General features: G+C 53.1%; 22 protein-coding genes. 7 read left to right on the top strand and 15 right to left on the bottom strand.

Going from position 1 to position 26,676, the window contains the following annotated elements:
- Positions 1–15: 15 nt before the first annotated feature.
- The 4 genes from BM191_RS06830 to aldA are packed head-to-tail and all read right to left on the bottom strand — an operon-like array spanning position 16 to position 4,224.
- A complete protein-coding gene (locus tag BM191_RS06830) occupies positions 16–609 on the bottom strand; it encodes a LutC/YkgG family protein (protein WP_092876479.1) in 594 nt (197 codons plus the stop codon).
- Positions 602–1,993, bottom strand: a complete 1,392-nt coding sequence (locus BM191_RS06825; protein ID WP_092876477.1) for a lactate utilization protein B — start codon at positions 1,991–1,993, stop codon at positions 602–604. Before BM191_RS06825 ends, BM191_RS06830 begins: the two co-directional genes overlap by 8 nt.
- Positions 1,994–2,004: 11 nt before the next feature.
- Positions 2,005–2,751: a (Fe-S)-binding protein gene (locus BM191_RS06820; protein WP_230479535.1), complete on the bottom strand. Its 747-nt coding sequence runs from the start codon at positions 2,749–2,751 to the stop codon at positions 2,005–2,007.
- 36 nt (positions 2,752–2,787) lie between these two features.
- A complete protein-coding gene (gene aldA / locus BM191_RS06815; protein WP_092876475.1) occupies positions 2,788–4,224 on the bottom strand; it encodes an aldehyde dehydrogenase in 1,437 nt (478 codons plus the stop codon).
- Between the two features lie 350 nt (positions 4,225–4,574).
- Between aldA and rhaT the strand changes: the two genes are divergently transcribed.
- Positions 4,575–5,609 carry an L-rhamnose/proton symporter RhaT gene (rhaT, locus tag BM191_RS06810; RefSeq protein WP_092876473.1) on the top strand — a complete coding sequence of 345 codons (1,035 nt, stop codon included), beginning with the start codon at positions 4,575–4,577 and terminating at the stop codon, positions 5,607–5,609.
- Here the strand turns inward: rhaT and rhaR are convergent.
- The gene (rhaR, locus tag BM191_RS06805; RefSeq protein ID WP_092876471.1) at positions 5,606–6,493 is read right to left on the bottom strand and encodes an HTH-type transcriptional activator RhaR; all 888 of its coding nucleotides are present in this window, start codon (positions 6,491–6,493) and stop codon (positions 5,606–5,608) included. The two genes, rhaT and rhaR, sit on opposite strands and share 4 nt — an antisense overlap.
- Positions 6,494–6,506: 13 nt before the next feature.
- Positions 6,507–7,334 carry an HTH-type transcriptional activator RhaS gene (gene rhaS, locus BM191_RS06800; RefSeq protein ID WP_092876469.1) on the bottom strand — a complete coding sequence of 276 codons (828 nt, stop codon included), beginning with the start codon at positions 7,332–7,334 and terminating at the stop codon, positions 6,507–6,509.
- A gap of 311 nt (positions 7,335–7,645) precedes the next feature.
- Between rhaS and rhaB the strand changes: the two genes are divergently transcribed.
- The 5 genes from rhaB to folA all read left to right on the top strand — a co-directional run bounded on the left by rhaB (position 7,646) and on the right by folA (position 12,309).
- Entirely contained in the window at positions 7,646–9,109 is a 1,464-nt protein-coding gene (rhaB, locus tag BM191_RS06795) for a rhamnulokinase (protein ID WP_092876467.1), read from the top strand.
- Positions 9,106–10,362, top strand: coding sequence for an L-rhamnose isomerase (locus BM191_RS06790; RefSeq protein WP_092876465.1), 1,257 nt, complete (start codon positions 9,106–9,108; stop codon positions 10,360–10,362). Before rhaB ends, BM191_RS06790 begins: the two co-directional genes overlap by 4 nt.
- A gap of 8 nt (positions 10,363–10,370) precedes the next feature.
- Positions 10,371–11,213: a rhamnulose-1-phosphate aldolase gene (rhaD, locus tag BM191_RS06785; protein ID WP_092876463.1), complete on the top strand. Its 843-nt coding sequence runs from the start codon at positions 10,371–10,373 to the stop codon at positions 11,211–11,213.
- Positions 11,203–11,517, top strand: a complete 315-nt coding sequence (gene rhaM, locus BM191_RS06780; protein WP_092876761.1) for an L-rhamnose mutarotase — start codon at positions 11,203–11,205, stop codon at positions 11,515–11,517. The genes rhaD and rhaM overlap by 11 nt, the downstream gene beginning before the upstream one ends.
- Positions 11,518–11,826: 309 nt before the next feature.
- Positions 11,827–12,309: a type 3 dihydrofolate reductase gene (folA, locus tag BM191_RS06775; RefSeq protein WP_092876461.1), complete on the top strand. Its 483-nt coding sequence runs from the start codon at positions 11,827–11,829 to the stop codon at positions 12,307–12,309.
- Positions 12,310–12,420: 111 nt separating this feature from the next.
- On the opposite strand, the gene apaH is transcribed toward folA, so the two are convergent.
- From apaH to lptD, 6 genes are all read right to left on the bottom strand, one after another.
- Positions 12,421–13,251: a bis(5'-nucleosyl)-tetraphosphatase (symmetrical) ApaH gene (gene apaH / locus BM191_RS06770; RefSeq protein ID WP_092876459.1), complete on the bottom strand. Its 831-nt coding sequence runs from the start codon at positions 13,249–13,251 to the stop codon at positions 12,421–12,423.
- A gap of 63 nt (positions 13,252–13,314) precedes the next feature.
- Positions 13,315–13,692, bottom strand: coding sequence for a Co2+/Mg2+ efflux protein ApaG (gene apaG / locus BM191_RS06765; RefSeq protein WP_092876456.1), 378 nt, complete (start codon positions 13,690–13,692; stop codon positions 13,315–13,317).
- Between the two features lie 4 nt (positions 13,693–13,696).
- Positions 13,697–14,515: a 16S rRNA (adenine(1518)-N(6)/adenine(1519)-N(6))-dimethyltransferase RsmA gene (rsmA, locus tag BM191_RS06760; protein WP_092876454.1), complete on the bottom strand. Its 819-nt coding sequence runs from the start codon at positions 14,513–14,515 to the stop codon at positions 13,697–13,699.
- Positions 14,508–15,500, bottom strand: a complete 993-nt coding sequence (gene pdxA / locus BM191_RS06755; RefSeq protein WP_092876452.1) for a 4-hydroxythreonine-4-phosphate dehydrogenase PdxA — start codon at positions 15,498–15,500, stop codon at positions 14,508–14,510. Before pdxA ends, rsmA begins: the two co-directional genes overlap by 8 nt.
- Positions 15,490–16,785 carry a peptidylprolyl isomerase SurA gene (surA, locus tag BM191_RS06750; RefSeq protein ID WP_092876450.1) on the bottom strand — a complete coding sequence of 432 codons (1,296 nt, stop codon included), beginning with the start codon at positions 16,783–16,785 and terminating at the stop codon, positions 15,490–15,492. Before surA ends, pdxA begins: the two co-directional genes overlap by 11 nt.
- A 52-nt stretch (positions 16,786–16,837) precedes the next feature.
- Entirely contained in the window at positions 16,838–19,210 is a 2,373-nt protein-coding gene (lptD, locus tag BM191_RS06745) for an LPS assembly protein LptD (protein WP_092876448.1), read from the bottom strand.
- 179 nt (positions 19,211–19,389) lie between these two features.
- On the opposite strand from lptD, the gene djlA reads away from it, so the two are divergent.
- Entirely contained in the window at positions 19,390–20,205 is an 816-nt protein-coding gene (gene djlA, locus BM191_RS06740) for a co-chaperone DjlA (protein WP_092876446.1), read from the top strand.
- Positions 20,206–20,530: 325 nt separating this feature from the next.
- Here djlA and rluA read toward each other — a convergent pair whose 3' ends face one another.
- The 3 genes from rluA to polB all read right to left on the bottom strand — a co-directional run bounded on the left by rluA (position 20,531) and on the right by polB (position 26,648).
- Positions 20,531–21,184, bottom strand: coding sequence for a bifunctional tRNA pseudouridine(32) synthase/23S rRNA pseudouridine(746) synthase RluA (gene rluA, locus BM191_RS06735; protein WP_092876443.1), 654 nt, complete (start codon positions 21,182–21,184; stop codon positions 20,531–20,533).
- Positions 21,185–21,238: 54 nt separating this feature from the next.
- Positions 21,239–24,145 carry an RNA polymerase-associated protein RapA gene (gene rapA / locus BM191_RS06730; RefSeq protein WP_092876441.1) on the bottom strand — a complete coding sequence of 969 codons (2,907 nt, stop codon included), beginning with the start codon at positions 24,143–24,145 and terminating at the stop codon, positions 21,239–21,241.
- Positions 24,146–24,287: 142 nt separating this feature from the next.
- A complete protein-coding gene (polB, locus tag BM191_RS06725; RefSeq protein ID WP_092876439.1) occupies positions 24,288–26,648 on the bottom strand; it encodes a DNA polymerase II in 2,361 nt (786 codons plus the stop codon).
- Between the last annotated feature and the right edge of the window lie 28 nt (positions 26,649–26,676).

The raw sequence follows: 26,676 nt of genomic DNA, 5'->3' as shown, positions 1-26,676 counted from the left end.
CAGGCCGCATTACATTCAGTAAAAAATAACCCGCAGGCTGCGCACGCCTTGGGCGCCGGTAATCAATACACCTTCTATATCAGCGGTGGCCGAAGGCCCTGAAACCAGCACTGAATAATTGGCGCGCAAGAAATGTGGATTTTTATAGGCCTGGTGCAGATTTACAACAAGGGCATGGCTGTCGAGAAGCACCACCATATGCTGTGCCAGATATCCCAGCGCGTTTACGCAAAGCTCTTGCTCGCTGAAGTAAACAGAACCCGTTTCAATCACCCCGAAGCGCGCGCGCGCAATACCCACATCGACATCGTGCAGCGAAGCTGGCGAACAGTCAGACGTTATCGTCCGGTCACCCTGAACCTCATCAGTGGCAGAACAGAATACGCGCGCTTCAGGGAACAGGGATCGCACGTACGCTGTCAGGCGTTCGCGATCGAGGGGCTGGTCGATAAAGTGTCTGTCAGCAGTGCCGCCCATTAACTGCAAAGAGGTACTGAAAGCGGCGAGCGGGTCATCAACCTCCACCGCGAAGTCGGGAATATCAGGCAGCGGCTTACACGCAATGTGGTGCTGTCGCACCGCGTTGAGAATGGTTTCCCGACTACTCATGTTGTCCTCCTCTTTGTTTCTGACGCTGCTGATACCAACGGTGAAAGGATTGTTTGGGTATTTCAGGCAGCTCACGCTTCTCACCCCAGGCATTGAGTGGGTTATAAACCACGAAGCGCGGCAGTTTTGGCAAAAGTGTATTACTGGTATCAATCATTGCCCGATAAAGTTTGGGCGAAGCCAGCACTTTTCCAGCAGCCCGCATGGCAGCAGATTTAGCAAAGGGAAGTGCATTATTTTCGGCAACGATTTCACGCCATTTATAGATCTGTTCATGGATATTAATTCGCACCGGGCAAACCTGCGTGCAGCTGCCGTTGAGCGTCGAAGCAAAAGGCAGGCTGCTGTATTTTTTTAGATCCATCGTCGGATTGATAATGGCACCGATAGGCCCGGAGTAAACTGCGCCATAGCTGATACCACCGCTGCGCCGATAAACCGGGCAAGTATTCATACAGGCGCTACAGCGAATGCACTTAAGGGAATACCAGAAATCCGCCATAGCCAGCCGCTCACTGCGTCCATTATCCACCAGAATGAAGTGCATCTGTTTACCTGATCTGGGGGCGCGAAAATGTGACGTATACTGAGTGATTGGTGAACCCAGTGCGCTGCGGGAAAGCAAACGAATAAAAACGCCCAGATCGGCCACGCGGGGTATCACTTTCTCAATGCCAATCGAGGCGATGTGAAGATCGGGCACGTTGGCCGAGAGATCGGCATTGCCTTCATTGGTACACACGGTAAGCGTGCCGGTTTCAGCTACGGCGAAGTTGCAGCCGGTCATACCCGCCGTAGCGCCAAGAATGAGTGGACGGGTCTTTTCCCGTTGTTGGGCGGCCAGGTAGTAAGGATCGGCATTGGTAGCATCGGTATCGAGCGTTCTGGCGAAGACCTGAGCCACATCGCGCGCCAGTTTGTGTACCGCCGGTACGACAATATGGCTGGGCATCTCCTCATCTAACTGCTGAATGCGCTCGCCCAAGTCGGTTTCGACGACCTGAATGCCGCGCGCCTCCAGGTAGGGGCGCATATTGCACTCTTCAGTGAGCATGGATTTGCTTTTGACCAGCGTTTTCACCTGCTTTTCCGCCAGTATTTGATGAACAATCCGATTATGGCTATCGGCATTCTGTGCCCAGTGTACTTGCACTCCATTGGCAAGGGCATTCTGCTCAAACTGAACCAGATAGCGATCGAGATGGGCCAGGGTGTGCTCTTTAATTTGCGAAGCCAGGGTGCGAAGCTGCTGCCATTCTTCGGTGGATTTCATTTGCGCGTCACGTTTCTGACGTAGCGTCCACAAGCGATTATCCAAAAATTGTTGGTGTTCCGTACAGGCGAGAAACTGACGGGAATTTTTAGCATGATTAATCACTTTCACTGGCTGCCTCCTTAGTGCGTCGCGCCGTTCAGTATCTGAGCGATATGAATAAACTTGATGTTCATCCCCATGCGTTGCGCGCAGCCTTTTTGATGCATCAGACAGGACATGTCGGCAGAGACAATATATTCCGCCCCGGCGCGATGGTGATCATTGACTTTGTCGTAGCCCATCTTTGCCGAAACCGGTGCCTCGCTGACGCTGAACGTCCCCCCAAATCCACAACATTCATCGGGACGCTGTGGCGTGGTAAATTCAATGCCCTTAACCCTTTTCAGTAATGAAAGCGGCTTAGAAAAAAACGGGGCGTCTACCTCTGAGATTGAGGCTTGTTGTAGGCCGCGCAACGCACTGCAGCTGTTGTGCAGACCCACGCGATGAGGGAACTCTGCCCATGGAAATGACTGTACCTGAAGAACATCATGTAAAAACTCTACCAGCTCAAAGCTACTGGCCCGCACTTTTTTAACCTCTGGAGTCTGTGCTATGGCTGTGAGGTGGTGGCGTATGTGATGGATGCAGCTGGCGGAAGGACCCACAACGTAGTCATAATCACGAAAGTTATCCACCAGTAGCGCCTCGCAACCTGCGGCCGCATCCTTGCAGCCACTATTCGCCATTGGCTGACCACAGCAGGTCTGGTGCGGTGGATAATCAACATCGCAGTCCAAACGCTCCAGCAGTTCCAGCGTGGCGACCCCCACCTCCGGAAACCAGGCATCTATAAAGCAGGGAACAAACAGGGCGACTTTCATCATTTATCTGTCCTTGTTCCGGTGACGGTGTCGTCATCCTCAGAATTGTAAATAAGCGACGTGCGTTTGCAGATACTCATTCAGACCGTGGCGACCGTCAGCGCCGCCGGTCCCGGATTTACGCCAGCCGGCGTGAAATCCCTGCATTGCCTCAAAGTTTTCGCGATTGATGTAGGTTTCGCCGAACTTCAGCTGGCGCAGTGCCAGCATGGCAGTGTTCAGGTTCTGCGTATAGAGAGAAGATGTCAATCCGTATTCACTGTCATTAGCCATGGCGATAGCGTCGTCGAGCGTATCGAAGCGCGCGATGGGAAGCACCGGCCCAAATGTCTCTTCTTTCATGATGTCCATCTGTTGATTAACATCAGTCAACAGGGTTGGCGGGAAAAAATAGCCTTTACCTGGGTTACGCTTCCCGCCCAGTAGAAGCGTTGCGCCCTGACGTATCGCGCGTGCAACCTTCTCTTCCACAGCATTTAAAGCCGCATCGCTGATAAGTGGTCCCATATCCAGTCCGGAACGTGCGTTAGGATCCCCACACTGTACTCGAGCCATTTCATCAGTGATGCGGCTAATAAAGCGATCGTAAATACCGGACTGAACGTAAACGCGTTCAGCGCAGTTACAAACCTGCCCGCTGTTAATGACGCGCGAAGCCACAATGGCTTTGACCGCCAATTCCAGATCGGCATCGTCCATGACGATGGCGGGTGCTTTACCCCCCAGTTCTAACGAAACTTTGGTGATATTTTGCGCCGCGTTACGCATTGTTTCTGTTCCGGCACGCACGCTGCCCGTGAGGCTGACCATTGCCACTTTTGGATTGACAGCCAGCTCCTGCCCAACTTCTGGTCCGGTGCCGTAAACCACGTTGAATACCCCTTTTGGGAGTCCAGTCTCATGCACTATTTCGCAAAACAACGCGGCGTTAAGCGGCGTCAGTTCACTGGGTTTGATGACAATGGTATTGCCGGTGATCAGTGCAGGTGCCGCCTTACGGGCGATGAGGAAAAAAGGGAAATTCCACGGCAGAATGCCGGTAGTCACACCCAACGCTTTTTTAAAAACAAAGATATTTTCGTTAGGACGATCGCTATTGATAATCTCTCCCTCATAGCGCCTGGCCCATTCGGCCATGTAATCAAGATAATCGGCGGTGAAAAGCACCTCCGTTTTCGCCAGTTCCTGGGTTTTGCCCCCTTCAGCAACCAGCGTAGTACTGATGTGTGCCTGGCGCTGCCTTATGCCATCAGCGATTTTATGAAGCCAGACGCCGCGCTCTACTGCGGGTAATGCCTCCCAGCCTGCCTGCGCCTGTTCGGCGGCGAGCAGTGCCCGCTGTGCGTCCTGTCGGTTGCCCTCAGGTATGCGCGCAATGATTGCTTCGGTTGACGGATTAACCACTTCTATCCATTTGTCGTCCTGTGGGACGATGAATTCACCGTTGATATACATCTGTGACTGCGTGATAGCCATATCCGTCTCCGTAATAAATTAGTTACGCAATTGTTACTTTTTTGCTGCATCAGGACGAGGGTGCAGCAGTGACGTGGGTGTTACCTTTCTCTGGTTGCCATTTCGCTCTGAAAAGTGGCAATAAGTGCGATAAAGCCGATACCTCCCCGCTGCAGAGATCGAAGCACAGGCGCGATAAGGAGGAACTTCTTGAAACTGTGATCACAGTCAGTAGGAGTAGGCCATTATTGCCAGTTTTGAGCGCTGTCGGGCAGTCAGCGAAAGGCTGCCTGTTTTCACCCGGTCGTAGACTCAATCCTGTCCGGGCGGCATCAGGCTGCTCCTCGTCATCTGATCAAGGACAAATAACGATGAATAATGCCATTTTTGCCGGGATTCTATGGCACCTTGTGGGTGCAGCCAGCGCGGCCTGTTTTTACGCACCTTATAAAAAAGTACGGGGCTGGTCCTGGGAAACCATGTGGTCGGTAGGCGGTATAATGTCCTGGATCATTTTACCGGCGCTGGTGAGTTTCATCCTATTGCCGGATTTCTGGGGGTACTACCGGTCGTTCACCTCTTCCCAATTGCTGCCGATTTTTCTGTTTGGTGCTATGTGGGGTGTCGGAAACATTAATTATGGTCTGACGATGCGTTATCTTGGCATGTCGATGGGAATCGGGATTGCTATTGGTATCACGTTGGTCGTCGGTACGCTGATGACGCCCCTTTTACAGGGCCGCTTTATGGCACTTTTCAGTTCCACTGGCGGCCGTCTGACACTCTCAGGCGTGATGGTCGCGCTGGTGGGTGTGGCGATTGTCACTCGTGCCGGTATGATGAAAGAGCGGGCACTGGGCTTAGATGCGCAGGCGTTCAATCTGCATAAAGGCCTGTTGTTGGCGGCGATGTGTGGTTTCTTTTCCGCGGGCATGGCGTTTGCAATGCATGCCGCTAAACCTATGCATGTGGCTGCTGCTGCACTGGATGTCAACCCGCTCTATGTTGCTCTGCCCAGCTATGTGGTCATTATGGCGGGCGGTGCACTGGTTAACCTCGCGTACTGCTTCATCCGCCTGGCGGGGAAATCCAGCCTGTCATTGAAAGCGGATCTGTCACTGACCAAACCTCTGCTGATAAGTAATCTGCTGTTTGCCTTGCTGGGTGGAACAATGTGGTATCTGCAGTTTTTTTTCTACGCATGGGGACATGCCTGCATTCCGTCGCACTATGATTTTATCAGCTGGATGTTACACATGAGCTTCTACGTGTTATGTGGCGGTATTGTCGGGCTGGTACTGAAAGAGTGGAAAGGGGTTGGCCGCCGACCTGTAGGTGTACTCTCTTTGGGCTGCATAGTGATAATCATTGCCGCGAATATTGTCGGCCTGGGCATGGCAAGTTAGTCTGACGAGCGGCCTGAGGCCATCAGACGCCGCTTTTCTGTCTTCGTTTGCGTGGCGCCAATGAAACGCTGTCGCCATTCTGTGGGCGTCATCCCGGTTTGTCGGGTAAACACCACGGAGAAATAGTTGCTGTCGTCAAACCCGCAGCGAGCGGCGATTTCACCGATCAGGCCGTCACGGCTGCGTAGCAAGTGTCTGGCCTGGCAAAGTTGCAACTGACGAACATAGTGTCCGATAGTCATGCCGGTTTGTTGACGAAACAGCTGTTTTAATGCCCGCTCGCTGAGATGATGTCGCTGACAAAAACTGGCCAGATCGAGCGGTTGACCGGGATTGGCCTGGATTACTGCCATTAAAAGATCCAGCTGCTCTCCTTCAGGCAGTCGCAGCGAGTCGATAGCATAGCGATGCCGGCGCAGGACCAGCGCCAGCTGTAAAAACAGCGCTTCGGTCAGCTGTAAGGAGAGTAGATCGTTTTTGCGACACTCTTGCACCAGTTGTTTAATGACACTGCGGGCGAGCGCCATTCCCCGGGTTGTTAACCGCCAGTGAGCCGACTGTTTGTCATCATGGAGCGGCAGCAGCTGCGACCAGTCCAGTTCTAGTTTGAAGCGGTCAGGGCAATATAGAATATTATCCAGCACCAGATCATTCACCGAATCATAGCTGTGGCAATCCTGGTCTTTGATGTAAAAAAGATCGCCGCAGGTGACCAGCCAGGGGCGATCGTTCAGTACATGCTGTCCATTTCCCCGCCAGACCAAAACAATCTCACTGAACTGGTGACGATGTGGTGGAAACGATGGCTGGGGCGAGCGATCGACAACGGCGACAGGCATGCCGGGAGAAGGAAAGTAATCTTCACGCGTCAGAATAAGGGTCATGACGTCTTCCTTTTCATAGTGTCTGCTGACGCTCAGCGCGTGGCGTGCAGCCAAACTCGCGACGGAACAGGGTGGAAAAATGATTGCTGTCGGCGAATCCACAGCGAAAAGCGATATCCGTGATCCGGCTATCGCTGTGGCGCAGCTGATGGCGAGCCTGAAGCAGACGTAAACGCGTCAGGTATCGTTGCGGCGTACTGCCGGTGTGTTGCTTAAGTTGACGGTGCAGCGTACGTAGCGACAGTGAAAAACTCTGCGCCAGCGAGTGCCACTCCACCTCTTCACTGTAATGATTGTTCAGCCATTCCAACAGGCGAATCAGACGGGTATCAGCGCTGGTCGCGCCAGGCAATTCCTGAGCACTTTTATGCAGGCAGATGAGTAACTGCATAAATAGCGTTTCTTGCCACGCCTGGTTTTCCAGCGAATAGTGTTTGGATAACGCTGCCATATGATCGATTAAGTTTCTGGCCTGACGCAGCGCTGGCGGACTGATGCGCCAGCCCAGGCAATGATCGTGGGTTTGCTCATGGGGTAACCAATTTCGCAAGCCGTTAATGAAGTGAAACGCCTCAGGCCCCCGGTATAACACATTCGTTAAACAGAGATTATTTGTCTGTTCGTAAAGATGACGGTCTCTGTCACGTATGAAACAAACGCAACCTGTGGAAAGCGTTGCGGGCTTACCGTTAAGCACGTGTAAACCCGATCCTTGTTCAACCAAAACAATCTCATGAAAATCATGATGATGTTCCGGGAATATCTCCTGGGGTATTCGTGGTTCAATGGCGATCGGAAAAGCCCCGTCAGGAAAAAAATCAACGCTATGAAGTATGGCCATACTATCTCCTGCTTTAGAGAACCCGTCACCGATACTAAAACAGTGTTTCAAAGGCCTGCCTTAAATTTTGCGCGTTTAAGGACGGTTTTACCGCAGTAATTTTAAGAATTGTGAATGAATTTTTCCGAATTGCAGGCGCGATCAACTTTCTTTTAGCAAACGATTAACGTGTAACCGTTAGCAAAAATGTGAAAGTGCTCAGGCTTAACTTTCTCAGATTGCCAGCCGCAAGAGCCTGCTGGCAGCGCCAGGAAGGTAGCGGCAGTTAAGATTTGTAAACTGGCATTATTCTTTCTTCAGGATACAGTGCCATGACAATACGACACATTGCCGCCGTGGATCTTGGGGCATCAAGCGGCCGCGTGATGCTGGCGCGCTTTGACACCGTCAGTGGCGCACTTGGGCTGGTGGAGCATCACCGTTTCGTTAATCCGCTGCAAACCGGCCAGAAATACCAATGCTGGGATATTGATTTTCTTGAAAAGGAGATAGTGCAAGGTCTGAACACCTTGCCGGTGGTTCCATTTAGTCTGGGCATTGACACCTGGGGCGTCGATTTGGTGATGCTGGACAAACAGGCTGAACGACTCGGCCCGTGCGTGTCTTATCGTGATGCCCGTACAGACGGTCTGCTATCCCGGGCACAGCATGAGCTGGGATGCGAGCACATCTATCAGCGCACGGGCATTCAATTCCTGCCCTTCAACACTCTTTACCAGCTCCGTGCTTTTGCTGACACCGAGCCGGAACTGCACCGGCGTGTCGCCCATGTTCTGATGATCCCCGACTACCTGGCCTGGCGTTTGACGGGCGTAATGAATTGGGAGTACACCAATGCCACGACTACTCAGCTGCTCAATGTGCAGAGTGGTTTGTGGGACAAGCCACTACTGAACTGGTGCGGCGCGAAAGCGGCCTGGTTCGGAAAACCCTGTCAGCCAGGAAAACCTATTGGTCACTGGCAAAATGAGGCCGGTCAACGGATTCCAGTAGTAGCGGTGGCCTCGCATGATACCGCCAGTGCCGTATTAGCGACGCCACTTGAGGACAGAGACAGTCTTTTTCTTAGCTCCGGCACTTGGTCACTCATGGGCTTTGAGAGTGATAAACCCTGCATTGACCGGGCGGCCCTCGCAGACAACCTGACGAATGAAGGTAGCGTTGAAGGACGCTATCGGGTGTTGAAGAACATCATGGGTCTATGGCTGCTGCAACGGATGTGCGATGAACTAAACATCGGCGATCTGAGTGAGCTTATCAACGATGTCAACAGGCTACCCATCGGGCAATCGCTCATTCACCCCAATGACGCACGCTTTATTCATCCAACCAGTATGGTGAAGGAGATCCAGGACGCCTGCGCTGCCCAGAGTATGGCAATTCCGCAGAGCGGAGCAGAGCTGGCACGCTGCATCTTTGATAGTCTGGCACTGTTTTATCGTCAGGTTATGCAGTGTTTGACGCAGCATCATGGTCGGCCTTTCCGTTATATCCATATCGTGGGCGGTGGCAGTCAGAACAGGCTGCTTAACCAGCTTTGTGCTGATGCGTGTCAATTACCAGTGATTGCCGGCCCGGTTGAGGCATCGGCGTTGGGGAATATCGGCGCCCAACTGATCGCCAGCGGGGATCTTTACGATGCCGCTGCATTTCGTCACTGCATCAGAGATAACGCGCTGTTGACGCATTTTACTCCTCAACATAACCCCGCTCTTACTGCCTGCTGGCCACGCTTTCAGGCGCTGACACAACCGACCAAGGAACTTTGTCTATGACCAGGACCATCGAAGAGGCTTATGCGCTGGCGAAGCAACGCTTTGCGGATCACGGAGTCGACGTAGAGAAAGCGCTTACGAGACTGGATAGCCTGCCTGTATCAATGCATTGCTGGCAGGGAGATGACGTGCGCGGTTTTGAAAACCCTCAGGGAGAACTGACAGGCGGAATCCAGGCGACCGGTCATCATCCAGGGCGTGCTCGCAATGCCCAGGAGCTGCGTGCAGATATCGATAAAGCAATGTCGCTAATTCCAGGGCCTAAGAGACTTAATCTGCACGCTATTTATCTGGAGAGCGATGTTCCTGTAGCACGTGATGCGATCGAGCCACACCATTTTGCAGGCTGGGTTGACTGGGCGCGGCAGCAAGGTGTTGGCCTGGATTTTAATCCAACGTGTTTCTCTCACGCGAAAAGTGCGGATGGCTTCACTTTGGCGCATCAGGACCCATCGATAAGACGTTTCTGGATTGATCACTGTAAGGCCTGCCGACACATCTCTGCCTGGTTTGGTGAGCAGTTAGGTTCTCCCTCGGTAATGAATATTTGGGTACCGGATGGGATGAAAGATCTGACCATCGATCGTTACGCCCCGCGCCAGCGCCTGATGAGTGCCATCGATGACATCCTCAGCGAAAAGTTAAATTCAGCGCACCACATTGATGCGGTGGAGAGCAAGCTGTTCGGTATTGGTGCTGAAAGCTACACCGTTGGCTCAAACGAATTCTGTCTTGGCTATGCCGTCTCGCGTCAGATAGCGTTAACGCTGGATGCCGGGCATTTTCATCCTACCGAAGTCATTTCCGATAAGATCTCGGCGGCGATGCTTTATGTGCCTCGTTTGCTTCTGCACGTCAGTCGTCCGGTACGCTGGGATAGCGATCACGTGGTATTGCTGGATGATGAAACCCAGGCGATCGCCTGTGAAATTGTCCGACAGCAGTTATTTGATCGCGTCCATATCGGGCTGGATTTTTTTGATGCGTCGATCAACCGCATTGCGGCTTGGGTTATCGGCACCCGTAATAGTAAAAAAGCCCTGCTGCGTGCCTTGCTGGAGCCGGTTGATGCGTTAAAAAAACTGGAGTCAGAGGGAGATTACACTGCACGACTGGCCTCGCTGGAGGAGCAGAAAAGTCTGCCCTGGCAAGCAGTATGGGATCAGTGGTGCCTGCGGCATGACGTTCCGGTGGGTTCGGCCTGGCTGAGCGATGTCCGCCGCTATGAACAACAGATTCTGACTCAACGTTGAGGATTAGTATGCAAAATATTCTTTCATCCTGGTTTGTCCAGGGCATGGTTAAAGCAACCAGCGATATGTGGCTAAAGGGCTGGGACGAGCGCAACGGGGGTAATATCAGCCTGAGATTACTGGCCGAGGAGGTGGCACCCTTTCGTCAGGATTTCGTTGAGGAGCCTCGTTGTATAGCGCTGACTCAGCCAGCGCCTGAGCTGGCAAACTGTTGGTTCCTGGTAACGGGTTCAGGTAAGTTTTTTCGTAATGTCCAACTGGATCCCGCCGATAACCTGGTTTTACTTCAGCTCGATGAGCGAGGAGAGTCCTATCAGATTCATTGGGGGCTGACTCACGGTGGTTTACCCACCTCTGAACTCGCCTCGCACTTTCTGTCTCACGCGGTGCGTAAGACCCTGACTAATGGGCGTGATCGGGTGATTATGCATTGTCACGCTACCCACTTTATGGCGTTGAGCTATGTTGTTGAGCTTGATGAGGCGCGCTTTACCCGTTTGCTCTGGGAAGGGAGTACCGAGTGCCTGGTGGTGTTTCCCGAAGGAATTGGTATCGTTCCCTGGAGAGTGCCAGGCACGGACGGTATTGGCGCTGCGACTGCGGATAAAATGCAGCTGCACAGTCTGGTCATGTGGCCCTTTCACGGCATTTTCGGCGCCGGACCGACGCTGGATGAAACTTTTGGCTTGATCGATACGGCTGAAAAGTCGTCCGAGGTCATGGTGAAGGTGCTGTCAATGGGGGGAGTCCGCCAGACTATCAGTCGTTCGCAGCTGGTTGAACTTGGTAAACGTTTCGCCGTAGAACCCTGGGCAGCGGCGCTGAATGTCGAGGCAGCCGGTGTTTCGTAAAGCCTTCACGATGTCAGTTTATCCACAGTGTATTGCGGCCTATCAGCAGCGCCATAACCCGATCTGGCCGGAACTGGCCGCCATACTAAAAGCCCATGGCGCTCATAATTACAGTCTCTTTCTCGATGAACAGCGTTGTTTGTTGTTTGGCTATGTTGAGATCGAGTCTGAGTCCCGCTGGCAGGCAATCGCCCAAACTGAGATTTGCCAGCAGTGGTGGGCGTCGATGTGCGAGCTGATGCCGACTCATGCGGATAACCGTCCGGTGAGCGCCGATCTGCGCGAAGTATTTTTTCTTAAGTAATCGCATCGGATCGTCATCTCAGCGTTTCACGGATTTGGTAGTTGATACCCCACGTCGGTTTTCTTCAGCTATCGATGGCTAGCCCGATACTGTCAGCGCATACGGGAAATTTGCCGGGCGTCGACGCGTTGCTGATGACGATGTTAAGCGGCTTGATGTTTGTCCCGGCGCCTTAGAAAAACTGAGGGATAACCTGTCACAGGCAATGCTTAATACTGCCTTCATTGTTTAAATACGGACGGGAGGCTATCGACGAAAGTTTCGCCTTTGCGTATGATGGCGCGAATTTTCCACCCTGTGAGTTTACGGATGATGATAAGCCTGATTGCCGCTATGGCGGCAGACCGAGTGATTGGTATGGAAAATACAATGCCGTGGCATCTGCCTGCGGATCTGGCTTGGTTCAAGCAGCATACCTTAAATAAGCCGGTCATCATGGGGAGCCGTACCTGGGAGTCAATCGGTCACCCCTTGCCACTGCGCAAAAATATTGTTATCAGTCGTCAGCACGGCAGCGCCGAAGGCGCCATATGGGTCAACTCACTGCAGGAGGCGCTGGTGGCAGCCGGTGAGGCAGGGGAAGTCATGATTATCGGCGGTGGTGATATTTACCGTCAGTTCATCGATAAAGCGAACCGTTTGTATCTGACTCATATCGATGCTGAAGTGGAGGGTGATACGCATTTCCCTGACTACGAGCCAGCTCAGTGGCAATCTGTTTTCAGCGAATTTCACGATGCGGATGACAAGAACAGTCACCGTTGCTGCTGGGAAATACTTGAGCGTCGTTGAGATAACCGGTTGGCTTGCCGTTAGCACAGCGTTTGCTGCCAGAATTGATATGGAAAACGCCTGCCGATCAGCTTGTTGCGGCAGGCGTTTTTTGTTCAGGGGGGCGTATCGTTACTCATCAACAGATTGCTGGCGATTAGACGGCTGGCTGAAAAAGCGTCTGTCTTCCCAACGCAACAGGGTCAACGTACCACCCCAGCAGCAGCCGGTGTCCAGACCAACCACGCCCGGAGGGGTACCTTTGCCTTCCAGCGATGCCCAGTGACCAAAGGCCACCGTGTACTCACCGGTGACCGGACCCGGAATATCGAACCAGGGCTTAAGCGGCGGCGTTGCCAGCTCTGGCGGCTCTTTGCAGATCATATCCAGCTGTCCGTTAGGAAAGCAGTAGCGCATGCGGGTCAGCGCGTTACTGATGAAGCGCAAGCGTGATAAGCCGCTAAGTTCTTCTGACCAGTTATTCGGCATATCACCGTACATGGCATCAAGAAACAGTGGATAGCTGTCGCTGGCCAGCACTTTCTCTACCTCAGCGGCACAGCGTTTCGCGGTAGCAATATCCCATTGCGGCGTGATACCCGCATGGGCCATCACCAGCTTTTTCTCTTCATCTACCTGCAACAACGGCTGGCGGCGCAGCCAGTTTATAAGCGCGTCGATATCCTCCGCTTCCAGCAGAGAATTGAGCCGATCTTTAGGCTTGTTACGGGTGATGCCGGCGAATACCGCCAGCAAATGTAAATCGTGATTACCCAGAACCAGTCTGGCCGAGGAACCAAGTGATTTAATATAGCGCAGCACGTCCAACGAGGACGGACCGCGAGCCACCAGATCGCCGGTCAGCCAAAGTACATCCTGCTGTGGATTGAAATTTACCTGTTGCAACAACGATTGCAGCTCATCAAAGCAACCGTGAATATCCCCAATTAAGTAGGTGCTCATGCGTAAATCCTGGTGCGTCAGCGGCGGCCCTGCCGCTGTACAATGGAAAAAGATGTCTATGCGCTAGTGAATACAGGATTCAATGGCAAGGCGGAATACGGGAATATCAACCTGAAAACGCAGGCCTTCAGCATCCTGCATTTCATAATGGCCTTGCATCGTCCCCATCGGTGTTTCCAGAATAGCGCCGCTGGTATATTGAAATTCGCTGCCTGCAGCGATGTGGGGCTGTTCGCCAATCACGCCTTCTCCCCGTACTTCGGTTTCCCGCCCGTTACCATTGGTGATAAGCCAGTAGCGGTTAAGGAGCTGAATGCTATCGCGCCCAAGATTGCGAAGAGTAATGGTGTAGGCAAAAACGTAGCGCTCTTCAGCCGGTAAGGACTGCGAGGCAACGTAAACGCTCTGAACCTGAATGCAAATACGGGACGATTCATTCATGCTGTTACTCTCCAGGCGTCGGGTGGGCGCTCAGCCAGTTAGCTAACTGACAGTATTGCACGACGCTAAGATTTTCAGCGCGTAGCGTCGCGTTGATATTCATCGCATCCAGCGCGCTGGCGCTGAACAGATTGCTCAGCGAGTTACGCAGCGTTTTACGGCGCTGACCAAACGCGGTGGCGGTAATGTGGCTCAGCTTACGGATATCTTTAACCGGATGCGCCTGGGTTGCATGAGGTATGAGGCGGACGACGGCTGAATCTACCTTAGGCGCAGGCGTGAACGACTCTGGCGGTACTTCAAGAACCGGAATGATCTGACAATAATATTGCGCCATTACGCTCAGTCGGCCATAAGCTTTACTTCCTGGTCCGGCGACCAGTCGGTTTACCACCTCTTTTTGCAGCATGAAGTGCATATCCTGGATTGCGCCAGCATAGCTGAAAAGGTGGAACATCAGCGGCGTAGAGATATTGTAGGGCAGATTGCCAAATACCCGCAGCAACTGACCTTTTTCGCGGGCATATGCCGCGAAGTCGAAGCTCATGGCATCCTGTTGGAAAATTGTGAGCTTCGGCCCCAGAAAAGGGTGCGTTTTCAGGCGTGCAGCCAGGTCGCGGTCAAGCTCAATGACCGTCATGGCATCCACTTTTTCGCCTACAGGTTCGGTCAGCGCACCAAGACCTGGACCGATCTCAACAATCACCTGGTCTTTTTTGGGCTGAATAGCGGAAACAATGCTGTCAATAATATAGCTGTCGTTCAGGAAGTTTTGGCCGAAGCGTTTGCGGGCGAAATGGCCCTGATGAACTCGATTATTCATTGCTGGTTTTTATCATACTAATGGCGAGGTTAAGCGCTGTTATAAAGCTGCCCGCATCCGCCTCGCTCCGGCCGGCCAGTTCAAGCGCCGTGCCGTGATCGACGGAAGTACGGATAAATGGCAGGCCAAGGGTAATATTTACCGCGCGGCCGAACCCCTGATATTTTAGCACCGGCAGACCCTGATCGTGATACATCGCCAGTACTGCATCAGCATTTTGCAGATATTTGGGCTGAAATAGTGTATCAGCAGGTAATGGGCCGCTCAGTATCATTCCCTGCTCGCGTAGCTTGTTGAGTACGGGAATAATCGTATCAATCTCCTCCCGACCCATATGTCCGCTCTCCCCGGCATGAGGATTCAGGCCGCACACCAGAATATGCGGTTGGGCTTTACCGAACTTCTGCTGCAAGTCGCGATGGAGGATATGTATTACCTGAGACAGGCTTTCCCGGCTGATTGCAGCAGAAACATCTTTCAGCGGCAGATGTGTGGTTGCCAGCGCCACGCGTAGCGCTTCAGTCGCGAGCATCATGACTACCCGCTGGCAGCCTGCACGCTGTTCTAAGAATTCGGTATGGCCGGTAAAAGGGATGCCTGCATCGTTGATCACGCCTTTATGAACCGGGCCGGTGATCAGTGCCGCAAATTCGTCAGACAGGCAGCCATCGCAAGCGCGCGTCAGCGTTTCCAACACGTAATGACTATTTTCGACACAGAGTTCTCCGGCATTTACCGGATGAGGGAGATCAACAGGTAAGACGGTCAGCGTTCCGGCTTGCTGTGGTTGAGCCGCAACGTCTGATTGGTATTCACGCAGTCTGATATTAAGCCCCAACTGCTGAGCGCGTTCGCGTAGCAGCCGGGGTGAAGCACAGGCTACCAGCTCAACCGGCCATTGACGCTGGGCTAACGCCAGCGTCAAATCCGGTCCAATCCCGGCAGGTTCGCCGGGAGTTATCACCACGCGAACGTTATAAGGCATTCGGGGAGAGGATTTTCACGTAGGCGCTGGCGCGTTGTTCCTGCATCCAGGTTTGCGCTTCTTCGGCAAACTTACGATTAAAGAGCATGCGCCAGGCGCGCTCTTTCTCGGCCGCATTCGTATTATCAACCTTACGCGTACCCAACAGCTGGATCAGATGCCAGCCGTAGGATGAATGAACCGGGCCGCTTATTTCGCCTTTTTTCAGCTTAAGTAACGCATCACGGAATGCTGGATCAAACGCTTCTGGCGAGCTCCAGCCGAGATCGCCACCCTGGTTAGCGGAACCGGGGTCCTGCGAGTATTCGCGGGCAGCTGCGGCAAAGCTCAGCTTACCGCTGCGGATTTCACTTGCGATCTGCTCCAGCTTAGCGCGGGCTTGCTCATTGGTCATGACTGGCGATGTTCGCAGCAAAATATGCCGTGCGTGGACTTCAGTGACCGACACATTTTTATTGTTATCGCGGATGTCATTTACTTTCAGAATGTGAAAACCCGCACCGGAACGAATGGGCCCGATGATATCGCCTTTTTTAGCGGTCACCAGCGCTTCAGCAAACAGGGTGGGGATTTCTTGCAGACGTCCCCAGCCCATATTGCCACCTTTGAGGGCGGACTGATCGGCTGAATAGGTGATCGCCAGCTTGCCAAAATCATCGCCTTTTCTGGCTTCACCAATCAGTTTTTGCGCCAGTTTATCCTGCGTATCAACCTGCTGTTGAGTCGGATTTTCCGGCAGCGGCAGCAGAATCTGACTCAGATTGAATTCCGCGCCGGCGTCATTTTGTTTACTGATCTGCTTTGCCAGCGAATCCACTTCCTGAGGCAGGATCGTGATACGGCGACGAACTTCGGCGTTACGAATTTCCGCAATAGCCATCTCTTTGCGGATTTGCTCGCGATAAGCATTGTAATTCATGCCATCGCTAGCCAGTCTGCTGCGTAGCTGATCCATCGTCATGTGATTTTGTGAAGCAATATTGATAATGGCTTGATCCACCTGAGCATCCGTGATTTGTATGCCGGCCTGTTTTGCCATCTGCAGCAGGATTTGATCCATTATCAGCTTTTCCAGGATCTGATGACGTAGCACCTTGTCGTCCGGTAGCTGCTGACCCGCTTCATTCGCCTGTTTTTTCACCGACTGCATCATGCTGTCAACGTCACTTTCCAGGACTACGCCGTTATTTACTACGGCTGCAACTCTATCAATAACTTGTGGGGCTGCGAACGCGACGTTAGCGCTGAGCGCCAGGCCGAGAATCAACATTCTCCAGATCTTCATACATTTTCCATTCGTTTGTCTGCAATGCAGGTTTACTGGTCAATCGTCATAATCAGAATGCGGGCTGATAAGGCAGGATGCCCTGACGAAGCATCTTGTCCGTGCCCAGACTGTAGTCAGAACTCAGGCCGCGAAGTTCAATACTGAATGAGATTTGATTGTCATATTTACTTTCATCACGAGTGTAGTCCCAGTTAGTTATCTTACGTTCGTAACCAACGCGAATGGCATAGCAGCATGAGCTGTATTGTACGCCGAGTAGCTGGTCAGCCGGCTGTCTCGCTTTGGTGTCGTAATACCAGGCGCCCACCACTGACCAGGAGTCGGCAAATGGCCAGCTGGCGGTTGCACCCACCTGCGATATGCCTTGCTGATAGCCAGGATTCTGAATATTCGGCAGTGTTGCCTGAATATACTGTGGGCTGGTGTAACGATAGTTTAGCTGCAACACGCGGTCGGCATCGCGACGATATTCAAGTACCGCGTTGCCTGTGGTCACTGAGTTTAAACGGGCGTCATATTGCAGGCCGCCGCGCGTTGACCAGTTATCGTTTATCTTCCAGTAGGTATCCCCAGCCCATACGATGCTACCGGTATTATCTTTGTTACCATCAAAATAATTGTTCGTTACCCCGGTCCGCGAGGGAGTGAACGAATAGATTTGACCAATAGAAGCGTTAAAACGTTCCACCAGATCGTTATCAAAAATGCGTGTGGTGACCCCGGTTGTCAACTGGTTAGCTGAGGCGATGCGATCAAGACCACTGTAACTACGGTCGCGGAACAGGCCGCTATAGTCGCTTTGCAAGAGGGTTGAGTCATAAACGTTGATATCGCTCTGATTGCGATAGGGAATGTACAGATACTGTAAACGCGGTTCCAGCGTTTGGGTGTAGCCCGGCGACCAGTCCATGTTGCGGTCGAATATCACCCTACCGTCAGTTTTAAACTGCGGCATTACGCGATTTACCGTACCACGTAGCTGATTATTGCTGTCAACCTGCCGGTTATACCAGTTTATATCGTCCTGCTGATAGTGGGTGGCCAGCAGCTTGGCTTCAGTATTCAGGCTGGCCCAGCTGTTAGCAAGCGGCAAGTTTATCGAGGGCTCGATATGCAGGCGGGTTGCGTCAGGATAGTTTGAATTCACGTTGGTGAATTTTACCGCCTGAGCGTAAATGTGGCTGTCAAACGGTCCAAGATTATTTTTGTAATAATTCAGGTCGAGCTGCGGTTCGGCGCGATAGACGTTGTTGGTACTGTTGAGCTGGAATACCTGAAACTGTTTGCTCGATAAGGTGGCATCCCAGTTAGTGTCAGCGTAGCCCAGGCTGAACTTTTGCGTGGCATAGCCATCGGTTGAGTTGCCGTAGACAGAATCCAGATCGCTGAAATAGTAGGGATCGCTAACCCTGGTGTAATCGACGTTAAAACGCCAGTGTTGGTCATAGACGCCATTGTGCTGCCAGTAGAACATCCAGCGCTTGGTGTCATTTGGGTTACCGGCGTATTGACCATCTTCAATACGACTACGGTAAACTCTGTCCGATCCCATGTAGTCGAACTCCATCAAACCCGCGCCAGCTTTGCTCAGATAACGAAACTCGTTTTGTAACTGGAAGCCGCGCTTTTCGATGTAATGCGGGGTAATGGTCGCATCCGCTTGTGGCGCAATATTCCAGTAATAGGGCAGCATAAACTCAATGCCGCTGTTGTTTGCGAACTTCATGTTGGGGATTAAAAAGCCGGAACGACGGCGATCGCCCATTGGCAGCTGCAAATAAGGGCTATAAAACACCGGAATGGAGCCGATTTTAACGCGTGCGTTCCATATCTCTGCCAGCTGCTCTTTACGGTCCTGAATGATTTCAGAACCGGCGATACTCCAGCTATTGCTGCCCGGCAAACAGCTTGTGAAGGTGCCGTCTTTTAAAATGGTATAGCGACTGTTGTCGCGAAGTTCCATTTGCTCGCCCGTACCGCGCCCCTGGCGCCCGACCATCTGATAACTGCCATCCCAGACGTTAGTATCTTTGGTATTCAGATTTGACCAGGCTTTTGGCCCGCGCAAAATGACCTGGTTATCGTCGTAGTGAACATGGCCCAGCGCATCGACGGTACGCACCGTCGTGGTCTGACCATTCAGCTGCTTCTGGTGGAGTTGAACCTCGTCTGACCGCAGGCGGCGATTGCCTTGCTGAATGTCAACATCACCGCTGAAAACGGCGTTATCAGGAAATTTACTGTCGGCTTGATTTGATTTTATCGTTACCGGAAGGCTATTGGCATTGCCCTGGACAAGAGGGCGCGTATATTCGGGCACGCCAAGCATGCATTGCGATGCAAGGTCGTCGGCAAGTCCGCACTGGCTGTAAATTGCAGAGCCAATCAATGTGGCCAGCAGGGTTGGTAAACGTTTTTTCATACGAAGTATCAAAATTCCGTGATAACTGGTTTCAAGCCGACAAACGGTCAGAGACTAACTTACTCAACAGCGTTGCGCTAGTGTTAATCCTTGCTTTCCACGTTGCCGTTAGGCGCTGAGATAAATGACGGGTATGATAAAGCAATTTCTAGCCGGTTTCATGGCGAATTGAGGAGTTTATGCGCTACTGGGGAAAAGTTATTGGTTTAGTCCTTGGCTCACTAAGCGGCGGCGGTTTTTGGGCCGTGCTGGCAGGGATAATGATTGGGCATTTGGTCGATAAAACGCTTTCTGTCCCGCGACAGAGTTATTTTTCCAGTAATCAGGAACGCCAGTCTCTGTTTTTTCGAACGACCTACCAGGTCATGGGGCATCTGACAAAAGCGAAGGGGCGTGTCACCGACGTGGATATTCAGATGGCAACGCTACAGATGGATCGGATGCAGCTGCATGGCGATGCTCGTACCGCGGCACAGCAGGCTTTTCGCGAAGGTAAGCTAAGCGACTTCCCACTGAGACAGAAGTTACGCGAACTGAAAAACGCCTGCTTTGGTCGCTTTGACCTGATTCGCATGTTCCTTGAAATACAGATTCAGGCCGCCTTTGCCGACGGACAGCTGCATCCCAATGAACGCCAGGTGCTGTATGTTATCGCCGAGGAACTGGGTATCTCACGCATCCAGTTCGATCAATATCTGCGTATGATGACCAGCGGACAGCATTTTGGCGGCGCACAGGGGCAGAGCCGTCAGGGCAGATATCAGCAAGATGCGCGTGGGCCTACATTGCAGGACGCTTGCAGTGTACTCGGAGTCAAGGCTGATGATGACAATACCACGATTAAACGCGCCTATCGCAAGCTGATGAGTGAGCATCATCCGGATAAACTGGTCGCTAAAGGTTTGCCGCCACAAATGATGGAGGTGGCTAAGCAGAAGGCGCAAAGTATTCAGGCGGCGTATGATCTCATCCGCCGTGAGCGCGGGCTGAAATAAGTCCGGCTGACTGACCATTAGCCCTTTCAGCGGTGGGCTAATCAGGCCAGGCAACGGCGTTTATACACAACGGTTTCTGTTTGCTGTGAGGTCGATGATATATGGGGCGCTCTCTGCGCGCGGTCATCGCACTTACCGCTGCCGAAGAAGGGTTATTCTCATGCAGGTTACAACCTGCTTTCACTGCTTAAGTCTGTCAGATGAGCGATTCACCCTGTTTTTCCCGACGCGGTTTTCTCTTTTGCCGCATCCGGGAGAGTTTTAACCGCGTTGAGCAGAAAAATCGGGCAGGCAGCGGGTTCGCTGTGCTATCAGGCAGTGTGGATTAAAAATCTGCCGGTTGGCGAAAGGTCATGGGCGTGCCGTACCGGGGATGAGTGATAGTCAGCGATTCCGCATGCAGTTGCAGGCGAGGTGCCATCGCCAGCGCCGTTGGTGGCGCATAAAAGCCATCTCCGAGTATGGGATGACCGATAGCCAGCATATGCACACGTAGCTGATGTGAGCGGCCGGTAATCGGCTTGAGCTGGATGCGGGCGCTATTGTCCGGCTCAAGAGCAAGCACCTGCCATTCGGTCTGCGCGGGTTTACCGGTTTCGCTGCAAACTTTTTGTTTTGGTCGGTTAGGCCAGTCGCAGATCAGGGGTAAGTCTACCAATCCCCGCTCTTTTTCCGGATGCCCCCATATGCGCGCGATATAAATTTTTTGTGGTTCCCGCTCGCGAAACTGGCGCTTGAGGTCGCGCTCAGCGACTTTGTCGAGCGCGACTACTAAAATTCCGCTGGTGGCCATATCCAGGCGGTGAACCGACTCAGCCTGTGGGAAGTCACGTTGGATACGCGTCATAATGCTGTCATTGTGTTCAACCAGGCGGCCCGGAACTGACAGCAGCCCACTTGGCTTGTTGACCACCATAATATGCTCATCCTGATACAGGATATGCAGCCAGGGTTCGCGCGGCGGATGGTAGGGTTCCATTTACATGCTCACTCATTGATCAGAGAAAGGCTCCCCGTCCGGGGAGCGGGTTACTTACTGATGGGTCACCACAATCAGCCGCAGAGCGTCGAGCCGCCATCCGGCGTCATTGAGGCTATTGAGGACCTGCTGGCGGTTTTCCTCAAGCGCGGCAACTTCATCATCGCGGATGGTCGGATTAACCGCCCTTAGCGCTTCAAGTCGGTTCAGCTCTGCACTCAGGGTCTCATCAGCCTGATGCCGGGCATCAGCGATAATCTCCTGGGCCTTAGCAATAATGTGTGTCTCGCCCTGGATCAACATCTGATGCACTTCTTGCTGCACCGCGTTTACCAGCTTACTGCCGGTGTGGCGGTTAACCGCATTCAGCTGGCGATTAAAGCCCTCAAATTCTACCTTCTGCGCCAGATTGTTACCGCTGCTGTCGAGCAGCAGGCGTACTGGCGTTGGCGGCAGGAATCGCGTCAGTTGCAAATGCTTAGGCGCCTGGGCTTCAACGACATAGATTAGCTCAACCAGTAGTGTACCCACCGGCAGGGCCTTGTTTTTCAGCAGAGACAGGGCGCAGCTGCCGGTATCTCCGGACAGGATCAGATCCAGCCCGTTAAGGATCAGTGGGTGCTCCCAGGTCACATACTGTGCATCTTCACGCGACAGGGCCTTATGACGATCGAAGGTAATGGTGCAGCCATCTTCAGGCAGGCCAGGGAAGTCCGGTACCAGCATATGGTCAGATGGCGTCAGGACCAGCAGATTGTCGCTGCGGTCTTCCTGATTGATACCGACGATATCAAACAGATTCAGTGCAAAGTTCACCAGTTCAATATGGTTGTCTTGCTGTTCAATTTGCGCCGCCAGCTGCTGTGCGTGCTCACCACCATTGGAGTTGAGTTCGAGCAAGCGGTCGCGCCCCTGCTCCAGCTGCTGTTTGATCTGGCTATGCTGCTGGCGACAGGTTTGAATAAATGCATCCAGTCCGGCATCATTTTGCGGTTCGGCCAGATAGTTTATCAGCGTGCTGTAAACCTGATCGTAAATAGTGCGTCCGGTGGGACAAGTGTGCTCGAAAGCATCCAGCCCCTCGTGATACCAGCGCAGTAAAACCGCCTGGGCGGTTTTTTCCAGATAAGGCACCATGATCCGAATATCGTGGGCCTGACCTATGCGATCCAATCGACCAATGCGCTGCTCTAACAGGTCAGGATTAGCGGGTAGATCAAACATCACCATTTGGCTGGCGAACTGGAAGTTACGCCCCTCTGAGCCAATCTCGGAGCACAAAAGCACCTGAGCACCGTCCTCTTCGGCGGCGAACCAGGCGGCGGCACGATCACGCTCGATAATAGACAGCCCTTCGTGGAATACCGCCGCGCGGATCCCCTCACGTTCCCGCAAGACCTGCTCAAGCTGCAGTGCGGTTTCCGCCTTCGCGCAAATCACCAGGATCTTTTGCTGGCGGTTGCTGGTGAGGTAGCCCATTAGCCACTCAACGCGTGGATCAAAGTTCCACCAGGTGCCATTTTCACCCTCAAACGCCTGGTATATTTGTTCAGGATAGAGCATGTCACGGGCGCGATTTTCGGCGTTTTTATTGCCGTTCATAATGCCCGATACGTTAATTGCGGTCTGATACTGACTGGGGAGCGGTAGACGGATTGCGTGTAGCTCGCGATGAGGGAAGCCTTTTACCCCGCCACGCGTATTACGAAACAGCACCCGACTGGTTCCGTGACGATCCATCAGCATTGAAATCAGTTCGTGGCGGGCGGCATTTTTTCCTTCGCCCTGACCGTTAGCAACCTGTAATAGCGGCTCAATATCCTGTTCGCCGACCAGATCGTTCAGGCGATTCAGCGCCTGCCGATCTAACGCATTGTCGGCCAGCAATTCGGTCACCGCATCTGCCACCGGGCGATAATTCTGCTGCTCGGCAATAAATTGCTGGAAATCGTGAAAGCGACTTGGGTCAAGCAGTCGCAGGCGAGCAAAATGACTCTCCATGCCCAGCTGCTCAGGGGTGGCGGTAAGCAATAATACGCCAGGGATCTGTCGGACCAACTGTTCGATCACCTGATATTCACGGCTGGGATTAGCAGGCTCCCAGGCAAGATGATGCGCTTCATCCACCACCAGCAGATCCCACTCTGCTTCGGCCATCAAATCGAGACGCTGTTTATTACGCCTGACGAAATCCAGCGAGCAAATCACCAGCTGTTCGGTGTCAAACGGATTATCGCTATCATGCTGCGCTTCTGCATAACGTTCATCATCGAACAGGGCAAAACGCAGGTTAAAGCGACGCAGCATTTCTACTAGCCACTGATGTTGCAAGGTCTCAGGTACCACGATAAGCACCCGTGCGGCACGACCGGCGAGCAGCTGCTGGTGGATAATCAAGCCAGCTTCAATGGTTTTACCGAGGCCGACTTCGTCAGCCAGCAGTACGCGCGGCGCGTGACGGCGACCGACATCGTGAGCGATATGCAGCTGATGGGGGATCAGACTGGTACGCGCGCCGCGTAAACCGCTGATGTTCAGCCGGTATTGTTCGCTCTGATATTTACGTGCGCGATAGCGCAGTGCAAAGCGATCCATCCGGTCCAGCTGGCCGGCAAACAGCCTGTCCTGCGGTTTATTGAACACCAGCTTGCTGTCGAGCATGACTTCACGCAGCGCGACGTGCTGTTCACCGTTATCGGTGCGGGTGCCGAAATAGGTCAGTACGCCGTTCTCTTCGGTGACGTCCTCCACTTCCAGCTTCCAGCCTTCATGGCTGGTAATGGTATCACCAGGATTGAACATCACGCGGGTAACCGGGGAATCATTTCTGGCGTACAGACGGCTTTCGCCAGTAGCAGGGAATAGCAGGGTGATCATGCGTGTATCAATAGCGACCACGGTCCCTAATCCCAGTTCGCTCTCCGTGTCGCTAATCCAGCGTTGACCAAGTGTAAAAGGCATAAATAATCGGCTCAGCTCTCGTTTTGTTTAGTGCAGGCAATAGCCCGCGTGCCTGGCATTATTGCCCGGCTAATGATGAAGTATGGGTTATCTGTGACAGAAAGGGCGTTATGGTACTGGAAGGGAATGCTTTCGTCACCTGTCAAAAAAGCCCCGACTGCCCCGTAATCATGGTGGCAAAGTCCTCATGCAGAAATGGCAGTATGCCGTCAGCGACCGGCTGCAACTGGCGGGATAAATAATGCTCGTAATCAAGCGCTGTGGTACGGACCTCCAGTGGCTCCGGGCCGCTGGTGCACATCAGGTAGCGAATGCGTCCGCCGTTTTGATAGCGTAGTGGCCGTCCAAGTCGTTGATTCTGTTCATCGGCAATGCGGGCGGCGCGAACATGTGGCGGAACATTGCGTTGATAATCCTTGAGGGGGCGGCGTAGTCGTTTACTGTAAACCAGCCGATCGTCAAGCTTTCCGGCCAGCAGATCTTCCACCGTTTCCCGCACATAGTCCTGCCAGGGCTCGCCGCGAAAAATACGCCGATAAAGCCCCTGCTGAAACTGTTGTGCCAGCGGTGTCCAGTCGGTGCGTACGCTCTCAAGACCCTTGAACACCATGCGCTCCTCGCCGTCGTGGCGGATCAGACCCGCATAGCGTTTCTTGCTACCTTGTTCGGCACCGCGAATGGTCGGCATCAGGAAACGGCAAAAATGGGTTTCATATTCCAGTTCAAGCGCGCTGGTAAGGTTCAGCGTCTGACGCAGATGTTGCTGCCACCACAGGTTAACTGTATTAATCAGCTGCTGGCCGATAGCGTCGGCATCGGCTTCACTGTGGGCTGATTTTAGCCAGACGAAGGTGGAATCGGTGTCGCCATAAATGACGTCAAAGCCCTGATCCTCTATCAGACGACGCGTCTGCTGCATAATTTCGTGGCTGCGTAGCGTAATTGATGAGGCAAGGCGCGGATCAAAAAAACGACAGGCGCTGGTACCCAGCACGCCATAAAAGGCGTTCATGATAATTTTCAGCGCCTGCGACAGCGGTTTATTACCCTGTTTTTTCGCCCGTTCCCGCCCCTGCCAAATCTGGTTGACGATCGCCGGCAGGCAATGATGCTGCCGGGAGAAGCGCGCACCGCGAAAACCGGGTACCGAGTGGGCGTCATCCGGGTGCGCCAGACCGTCGCTCAGCCCGACGGGATCGATAAGAAAAGTGCGGATAATTGAGGGGTAAAGGCTTTTATAATCCAGTACCAGCACCGAATCATACAATCCTGGACGTGAATCCATTACGTAGCCGCCGGGACTGGCCTCCGGCGCCACCTCGCCCAAATTTGGAGCCACAAAGCCCATACGGTGCATTCGCGGCAAATAAAGATGGCTGAAGGCGGCAACGGAGCCACCGTGGCGATCGGCAGGAAGGCCGTTAACGCTGGCCCGCTCCAGTAAAAAAGGCATCAGTTGGGTATGCTGAAAAATGCGCGTAACCAGCTCGCAGTCTTTCAGGTTGTAGCGCGCCAGGGCGGGTTTATCTTGCGCAAATCGGCGATCTATCTCCTCCATGCGCTGCCAGGGATTATCGATTGCTTTACCCTCTCCCAGCAATGCCTGAGCAACACTTTCAAGGCTGAACGATTCGAAATTCCAGAAGGCCGACCTTAGCCCTTCGATGCCGTCAATGATCAGCCGCCCGGCAGCCTGGGCGAAGAATACGCCGGGTTTGAAACCGTGTTCCCGCCAGTCCAGCGGCTGCCTGCCACGGCCTAAAAGTAGTGCAACCCCATAGCGCTCAGCCTGCTTTTGTAGAACTTTGAGATCAAACTGGATCAGATTCCAGCCGATAATGACATCGGGATCATGGCGGACAAACCAGTCATTAAGCGCTGCCAGTAGCGCCGGACGGCTGGTAAAATAAACCAGATTGACGCCACTGTCGGCGGCATTACCGTTCTCCGGGCCAAGCATCAGCACATCGCGTTGCCCGCAGCCTTCCAGTCCGATACAGTAAAGCTCGCCATGGCGACTGGTTTCGATATCGAGCGATACCCATTTCAGCTGCGGGCGATAGTCCTCATTTGCTTTAAGGCGTACGTCAACATAGTGGCCTTGCTGGCGTTGAGCGCTAACCCAGACGGGGGCGGTAATAAATCGCTCCATCAGATATCGGTCGGGTGGTCGGATATCTGACTCGTATACGGTGATGCCTCCCTCCCTCAACCGTTTTTCCAGTTTCAGCAACTGGCGATACTGATGGCAGTAAAGCCCGACCACCGGACGCTGATGGAAATCGTTTAATTCGAGATGGACAAGGCGAAAATGCGACTCATTCTGCAGCAGCTCGCGTGCACGCCCCTGTTGATCTGCGGGAATAAAGGCGACCGACTCCTGTGCAGGTAGCACCAGCTGCTGTGGGCCGTGGTCTGTGGCCAGCCACAACGTTACCTGAGTTCCCGCCGGTGTATCACGCCAGTGGCGGGTGAGGACAAATCCTGCGAAAGGTTGCGTCATCAGAAAAACCGTTGAGAACTTTCATCTG

This window comes from Izhakiella capsodis (assembly GCF_900115045.1).
Taxonomy (GTDB): domain Bacteria; phylum Pseudomonadota; class Gammaproteobacteria; order Enterobacterales; family Enterobacteriaceae; genus Izhakiella; species Izhakiella capsodis.
Note: the sequence above shows the minus strand (reverse complement) of the source record. Positions and strands in the feature narration are given on the sequence as shown.